Origin of the sequence: Virgibacillus salexigens (genome assembly GCF_014905415.1) — a bacterium.
Lineage (GTDB): Bacteria > Bacillota > Bacilli > Bacillales > Amphibacillaceae > Virgibacillus > Virgibacillus salexigens.
The window spans coordinates 1-344 of sequence record NZ_BNEO01000064.1; the positions used below are offsets into that span (position 1 = coordinate 1).

General features: G+C 39.8%; 1 protein-coding gene. It reads right to left on the bottom strand.

Annotated features, from left to right (window positions below):
• Window positions 1-344, bottom strand: a 344-nt coding sequence (locus JKP73_RS22245; protein WP_234447174.1) for an aconitase family protein, incomplete at both ends; no start/stop codon positions are given.

The following is a 344-nucleotide window of genomic DNA, read 5'->3' on the forward strand; positions in this document are numbered from 1 at the left end:
GGAGAGGTCCGGAGTTACCAATACAAGTTGTACAACCGTACCCAACTAAGTTAAAACCTAATTTATCTAAATACGGCATTAATCCTGCATCTTCTATATAACGGGTAACTACCTTTGGACCTGGTGCTAGGGAGGTTTTCACATAATCAGGAACCAATAATCCTTTTTCTACCGCATTTTTTGCAAGCAAACCTGCCCCAAGCATTACATACGGATTGGACGTGTTTGTACATGAAGTAATAGCTGCAATTGCTAATGCTCCTGTTTTCATAACCGAAGAATTACCATTCGGATGCACAACTACTGCTTCTTTCTTAAATTCTGATTTATCAAGACCGAAGCCT